Source organism: Streptomyces sp. NPDC054841 (genome assembly GCF_053611045.1).
The window spans coordinates 1-6,082 of record NZ_JBSGZO010000487.1 but is presented as its reverse complement, the minus strand read 5'-3'; the positions used below and the strand labels follow the sequence as shown (position 1 = coordinate 6,082).

Below are 6,082 nucleotides of genomic sequence, written 5' to 3'. Positions count from 1 at the left end.
ACATAGACCAGGAACTCCTCCAGCTCCGGCAGCAGCAGCTCGACCAGCGGATACGTGACCTCGGTGCGGGTCATGCCCGGCTCCGGCGGCTCGGTCAGCCCCTCCAGGAAGGAGTCGATCTGCCATTCCGCGAGGCGCGCCGTGGTCTGTCCGGTCGACCGGGCCACCTGCACCGCCATCGGCTCGCTCAGCAGTCCCGCCTCGACCAGACCGGCGAGCCGCCGCAGGGCCAGGACGTCGGCTTCGGTGAGGGCCTTGGCCTGGCCGATGTCGGCGAAGCCCATGGCCCGCCAGAAGCGGGACGCCAGGTCCATGGAGACACCGGCGGTCCTGGCCGCCTGAAACGGTGTGTAGCGGCGGTCGGCGCCGAGGATCAGCTGCTCCAGACGGATGGCGAGCGGGTCCTTGGTCGGTTCGGCCGTGTGATCGACCTCGTGGTGCGGCGTCGGGTGGACGTCCGACGGCTGCTTCCGGCCGGAACCGGAGGAACCCTTGCCGGAGGAGCCCGCGCCGGAAGTCGTGTCGTCGACGGTCACCGGCCGCCTCCTGCCCGTTCCCTGCGCACTGCCCTGCCGATCTGTCATGCCGTGCCGGTCCGTGGATCCCACGGACCCCCGGCGCGGCCTCAACGATACGGCAGGTGTGCCCTGGCTCACGTCCCGGTTGCCCGGCCGGTTCAGCCGCCCGGGCGCAGGTGGACGATGTCGCCGGCTCCGATGGGGTGATCCTCGCCGTCCGCAGTGGTCACCACGAGCCGCCCGTCGCCGTCGATCGCGACCGCCTCGCCGGTGAGCGAACGGTCGCCCGGCAGCTCGGCCCGGACCGTGCGGCCGAGCGTCGAGCAGCCCGCCGCGTAGGTCTCCTGGAGCCTGGACAAGTGCGGATCGCCGCCCGCGTCCCGCCACTGTCCGTACCAGTGCTCCAGCGAGCGCAGCAGCGCCCGCAACAGCGGGTCACGGTCGGTGGACACGGAGTCGGCGAGGGCGAGGGAGCCGGCCTCGGGGGCGGGGAGTTCGTTCTCGCGCAGGGTGACGTTGATGCCGATGCCGATGACGACACCGTCGTCACCGGTGCGCTCGGCGAGGATGCCGCCGGTCTTGCGCTCCTCGCCGTGGACCTTCACCAGCAGGTCGTTCGGCCACTTGAGGGCGAAGTCGGCGCCCGCGGCCTTGGCCAGGCCGGTCGCGGCGGCGACCCCGGTGAGCAGCGGCAGCCATCCCCAGCGCTCGACCGGCACGTCCGGCTTGAGCAGTACGGAGAGGAAGAGCCCGGAGCGCGCGGGCGCCGTCCAGGTGCGATCGAGGCGGCCGCGGCCCGCGGTCTGTTCCTCGGCGACGAGCACGGCGCCCTCGGGGAGCTCACCGGCGCGGGCCGCGAGATCGGAATTGGTGGAGCCGGTCGCCGCGACGATGTCGAGCGAGGTCCACAGACCGCCCGGGCGCAGCAGGGCGCGGCGCAGCGCGGCAGCGTTCAGCGGGGGCCGGTCGAGGTCGGACCAGCGGCCTTGGGAGGCGTCGTCAGGCGTCATGCCGCACAGCTTGGCCGTTCCCGTGCCCGTGGGGCGAGCCGGCATCGTGGACGGCGCGGCGCAACCCGGGGCGGCGGGCTCGGGAGCGGGCGCAATGATGGGAGCGGGAGCGGGCGCGATGATGGGAGCGGGAGCGGGCGCGAGGCGGGCAGAAACCCCTACCTGATCTCGTTCGCAAGCGCAGTGCGGTGTGGCAAACGCCGCACTGCCGAACCGTATCCGCGCCGATACGCTACGGGTCAGTAGCCAAAAACCCCGTGACCAGGCAGGGAGCCGCATCCCGATGTCCGAGATCGACATTCGTACGACCGCGGGAAAGATCGCTGATCTCCAGCGTCGTATCGACGAGGCAACACACGCGGGCTCCGAGCGTGCGGTCGAGAAGCAGCACGCCAAGGGCAAACTGACGGCCCGTGAGCGGATCGAGCTCCTCCTCGACGAGGGCTCGTTCGTCGAGCTGGACGAGTTCGCCCGGCATCGCTCGACCAACTTCGGCCTGGAGAAGAACCGCCCGTACGGAGACGGGGTCGTCACCGGCTACGGCACGGTGGACGGGCGCCCGGTGGCCGTGTTCTCGCAGGACTTCACGGTCTTCGGCGGGGCGCTGGGCGAGGTGTTCGGCCAGAAGATCGTCAAGGTGATGGACTTCGCACTGAAGACCGGCTGCCCGATGATCGGCATCAACGACTCCGGCGGCGCCCGGATCCAGGAGGGCGTCATGGCCCTCGGCATGTACGGCGAGATCTTCCGCCGCAACACGCACGCCTCCGGTGTGATCCCGCAGATCTCGCTGATCGTCGGCCCGTGCGCGGGCGGTGCCGTCTACTCCCCCGCGATCACCGACTTCACGGTGATGGTCGACCAGACCTCGCACATGTTCATCACGGGCCCCGACGTCATCAAGACGGTCACCGGTGAGGACGTGGGCTTCGAGGAGCTGGGCGGAGCCCGTACGCACAACACCACCTCCGGTGTCGCTCATCACATGGCGGGCGACGAGAAGGACGCGATCGAGTACATCAAGTCCCTGCTGTCGTACCTGCCGTCGAACAATCTGTCCGAGCCGCCGGCCTTCCCCGAGGAGGCCGCCCTCGACCTCACGGACGAGGACCGCGAGCTGGACACGCTGATCCCGGACAGCGCCAACCAGCCGTACGACATCCACACGGTCATCGAGCACGTGCTGGACGACGGTGAATTCCTGGAGACGCAGGCGCTGTTCGCGCCGAACATCGTCACGGGCTTCGGTCGTGTCGAGGGCTACCCGGTCGGCATCGTCGCCAACCAGCCGATGCAGTTCGCGGGCTGTCTCGACATCAACGCGAGCGAGAAGGCCGCACGATTCGTGCGCACCTGCGACGCTTTCAACATCCCGGTGCTGACCTTCGTGGACGTCCCCGGCTTCCTGCCGGGCGTGGACCAGGAGTACGGCGGCATCATCCGGCGCGGCGCCAAGCTGATCTACGCGTACGCGGAGGCGACGGTTCCGCTGATCACGGTGATCACGCGGAAGGCGTTCGGCGGCGCGTACGACGTCATGGGCTCCAAGCACCTCGGCGCCGACCTGAACCTCGCCTGGCCGACCGCGCAGATCGCGGTGATGGGCGCGCAGGGCGCGGTGAACATCCTGCACCGCCGTACGATCGCGGCGGCCGGTGACCCGGAGGCCCAGGAGACGCTCCGCACCGAGCTGATCGCGGACTACGAGGACACCCTGCTCAACCCGTACATCGCGGCCGAGCGCGGCTACATCGACGCGGTGATCATGCCGTCCGACACCCGCGCGCAGATCGTGAAGGGCCTGCGTCAGCTGCGGACAAAGCGGGAAAACCTTCCCCCGAAGAAGCACGGCAACATTCCCCTGTAGCCCCCAGGACCTCGAGGAGTCGAGATGATCAAGGTCGTACGGGGCAATCCGACCCCGGAGGAGCTGGCCGCCGCACTGGCGGTGGTCCAGGCGCGCGCCGCGGCGACGGCCTCGGCCGTGTCCGGCGCGCCGCAGCCGCCCGAGGGCTGGTCGGATCCCGCGCGCATCGGGCGGGAGCGGGCACTGCGGCCGGGGCCGCGGGCCTGGTCGCGCACGTTCTGGCCCAGCTAGGGAGCGCCTTCGGCGCAGCTCCGTCCGAAGGACGGACGGGGCTGCGAAGACACGGCCCAGGGCCTGTTCCGGTCGGACGCGAGAGGAAGCCGGACCCCTCGAACGGGGTCCGGCCCTTCGGCGTACCCGCCGGTCTGAGCAGCGGAGCGACCGCCGCGGTCGCCGCAGCCCGCGCGGGCGCGTTCACCGCGGCTTCACCCGCACGTGATTAGTCCGTCGGCACCGGGGAGCCTGAGTACGAATACTCAGGCGTTCCGGACACCACAGCATCAGGATCGAAGGCATGCTGTGGTCCGACCCCGAGAACGAGCCTCCCCAGGAGATGCGCGACATGCAGGCGATGATGCGGCGCGCGGGGATCCTGCTGGCGATCGCGATGATCGTCGCGATGTTCGTCGTGGGTCTGCACTGAGCGGTGGGTCCGCGCTGCATCATGGGTCTGCACTGAGCGGTGGGTCCGCGCCGAATCGTGGGTCTGCACTGGATCGTGGGTCTGCACTGGATCGTGGGTCTGCACTGGATCGTGGTTCGCACCGGATCGTGGTTCGCACCGGATCGTGGTTCGCACCGGATCGTAGGTCCGCGGATCGTGGGTCCGCGCTGGATCGTAGGTCCGCAGCGGTGGGTTGCATCGAGCTGTGGATCGCACTGAGCAGTGGGTCCGCAACAGCGGCCGGCCCGCATCGACCCGACCCCGGGACCCCAGCACACCCCGCCCCCTACGATGGCCCGCATGACCGATCAGCGCCGCCGCCTCGTCCTCGCCTCCGCCTCGCCCGCCCGCCTGAACCTGCTGCGTCAGGCCGGACTCGCCCCCGAGGTGATCGTCAGCGGTGTCGACGAGGACGCGCTGACCGCCCCGACCCCGGGTGACCTCGCCCTGGTCCTGGCCGAGGCGAAGGCCGCCGCGGTGGCCGCCCTCCCCGGGACCGCCGGCGCACTCGTCATCGGCTGCGACTCCGTCCTCGAACTCGACAACGAGGCCCTCGGCAAGCCGGCCGACGCGGAAGAGGCCACCGCCCGCTGGAAGTCCAGGCGCGGCCGCGCGGGCATCCTGCAGACCGGTCACTGCGTGATCGACACCGCCTCCGGCCGCCGCGTCTCGGCCACCGCCTGCACCACGGTCCGCTTCGGCGACCCGACGGACGCCGAGATCGCCGCGTACGTCGCGAGCGGCGAACCGCTGCACGTGGCGGGCGCGTTCACGCTGGACGGCCGCTCGGCGCCGTTCGTCGACGCGATCGAGGGCGACCACGGGAACGTGATCGGGCTGTCGCTGCCGCTGCTGCGGCGGCTGCTGGGCGAGCTGGAGATCCGGATCACGGACCTCTGGGTCTGAGGCACCAGGCCTCGGCACGCGTCAACTCCCGTCGGCCGCAGAATGGTCGACGGCGCTCGCGGGGCGGCACCCACAGAACGGTCGACGGCGCTCACGCAGTGGCGCTCACGCAGTGGCGCTCACGCAGTGGCGGGACCGTCGGGGACCGGGGACCCCGCGTCGGCGGGCGCCGACTTCTCCGCGTCCGCCGCCTCCGGCTGGGCGTACAGCACGATCGAGAGCACGACCAGCCCCAGCACCACCATCAGGAACGCGAAGGCGTGCCAGCCGACCAGGCCCACGGTCAGGGCGCCGAGCACACCGTGCAGGACCGCGCAGGCGATCAGCAGGATACGGCCGAAGCGGCCGGGCGCACGGTCACGAATGCCGGTGACCAGCAGCACCACACCGCAGAAGGCCAGGTAGAAGCCGAGGACGCCGCCCATTACCCAGGTACTCATGGCCATGACATCCGGATCCAGGCCGTCCAGGGACATGTTCTGGCTGTCGACGAAGGTGGCGAGGATGCCGTTGATCGCCACGATGCCGACGGCTTCCAGAAAGAGCACGATCGCGGCCACCACGGCCACCGGTCTCCGCGCCACGACGCCCACCCCTCAGGTTCCCAGCCTCTGTTACCAGCAGTACGAACGACACCGCGAACGCTACTAACGGGTAAACCACCGGACAAGGGTCTGAGCACAGGCAAAGAATCATTCGGCCATTCGTAGGGACTCCACAAAGAAACAGGATCGGCCGAGGGGCCGCAGAACAGAGACCTTGACCACATCGGAGAGCTACTCTGCGGTGAAGAAACTCGGCGTACCGTGGTGCGACAAGGGGTTTCGCGTCGCGAGCACGCCTCGAATCACGCTCCGTGTGGGCAAGCTCACCATTGGGGACGGGTCGAAAGGCCGTGTCGGCAGTCCCTAAACTCAGCGTGTTTCAGGGAAGTCTTCGGCGCGGTGACCCGCCGAGCACCCCGGCCCGGGAGACCGGCCGGGAGTCCGGGGGTGGCCCCCGGGATAACACAGCAAGGAGGGAGCCATCGTGCGCAAGGTGCTCATCGCCAACCGAGGCGAGATCGCTGTCCGCGTTGCCCGTGCATGCCGGGACGCCGGGATCGCGAGCGTAGCCG

The 6,082-nt window shown here is 70.0% G+C and carries 8 protein-coding genes; 5 read left to right on the top strand and 3 right to left on the bottom strand.

Features of this window, described 5'->3' with window-relative positions; genetic code table 11:
• The coding region (locus ACWGI8_RS37355; RefSeq protein WP_453667883.1) for an adenylate cyclase regulatory domain-containing protein at nucleotides 1-536 on the bottom strand (536 nt) is incomplete at its 3' end.
• A 140-nt stretch (nucleotides 537-676) separates the two neighbouring features.
• A complete protein-coding gene (locus tag ACWGI8_RS37350; RefSeq protein WP_453667882.1) occupies nucleotides 677-1,528 on the bottom strand; it encodes a biotin--[acetyl-CoA-carboxylase] ligase in 852 nt (283 codons plus the stop codon).
• A gap of 283 nt (nucleotides 1,529-1,811) precedes the next feature.
• On the opposite strand from ACWGI8_RS37350, the gene ACWGI8_RS37345 reads away from it, so the two are divergent.
• The 4 genes from ACWGI8_RS37345 (at nucleotide 1,812) to ACWGI8_RS37330 (ending at nucleotide 4,965) form a co-directional block, all read left to right on the top strand.
• Entirely contained in the window at nucleotides 1,812-3,395 is a 1,584-nt protein-coding gene (locus tag ACWGI8_RS37345) for an acyl-CoA carboxylase subunit beta (RefSeq protein WP_453667881.1), read from the top strand.
• 24 nt (nucleotides 3,396-3,419) lie between these two features.
• A complete protein-coding gene (locus ACWGI8_RS37340; RefSeq protein WP_453667880.1) occupies nucleotides 3,420-3,626 on the top strand; it encodes an acyl-CoA carboxylase epsilon subunit in 207 nt (68 codons plus the stop codon).
• Nucleotides 3,627-3,909: 283 nt separating this feature from the next.
• The gene (gene mmpB / locus ACWGI8_RS37335; RefSeq protein ID WP_453667879.1) at nucleotides 3,910-4,038 is read left to right on the top strand and encodes a morphogenic membrane protein MmpB; all 129 of its coding nucleotides are present in this window, start codon (nucleotides 3,910-3,912) and stop codon (nucleotides 4,036-4,038) included.
• 312 nt (nucleotides 4,039-4,350) lie between these two features.
• Nucleotides 4,351-4,965 carry a nucleoside triphosphate pyrophosphatase gene (locus tag ACWGI8_RS37330; RefSeq protein WP_453667878.1) on the top strand — a complete coding sequence of 205 codons (615 nt, stop codon included), beginning with the start codon at nucleotides 4,351-4,353 and terminating at the stop codon, nucleotides 4,963-4,965.
• A 119-nt stretch (nucleotides 4,966-5,084) separates the two neighbouring features.
• On the opposite strand, the gene ACWGI8_RS37325 is transcribed toward ACWGI8_RS37330, so the two are convergent.
• Nucleotides 5,085-5,558, bottom strand: coding sequence for a hypothetical protein (locus ACWGI8_RS37325; protein WP_453667877.1), 474 nt, complete (start codon nucleotides 5,556-5,558; stop codon nucleotides 5,085-5,087).
• Between the two features lie 436 nt (nucleotides 5,559-5,994).
• Here ACWGI8_RS37325 and ACWGI8_RS37320 point away from each other — a divergent pair.
• Nucleotides 5,995-6,082: biotin carboxylase N-terminal domain-containing protein (locus tag ACWGI8_RS37320; RefSeq protein ID WP_399091679.1), on the top strand; the 88-nt coding region annotated here is incomplete at its 3' end.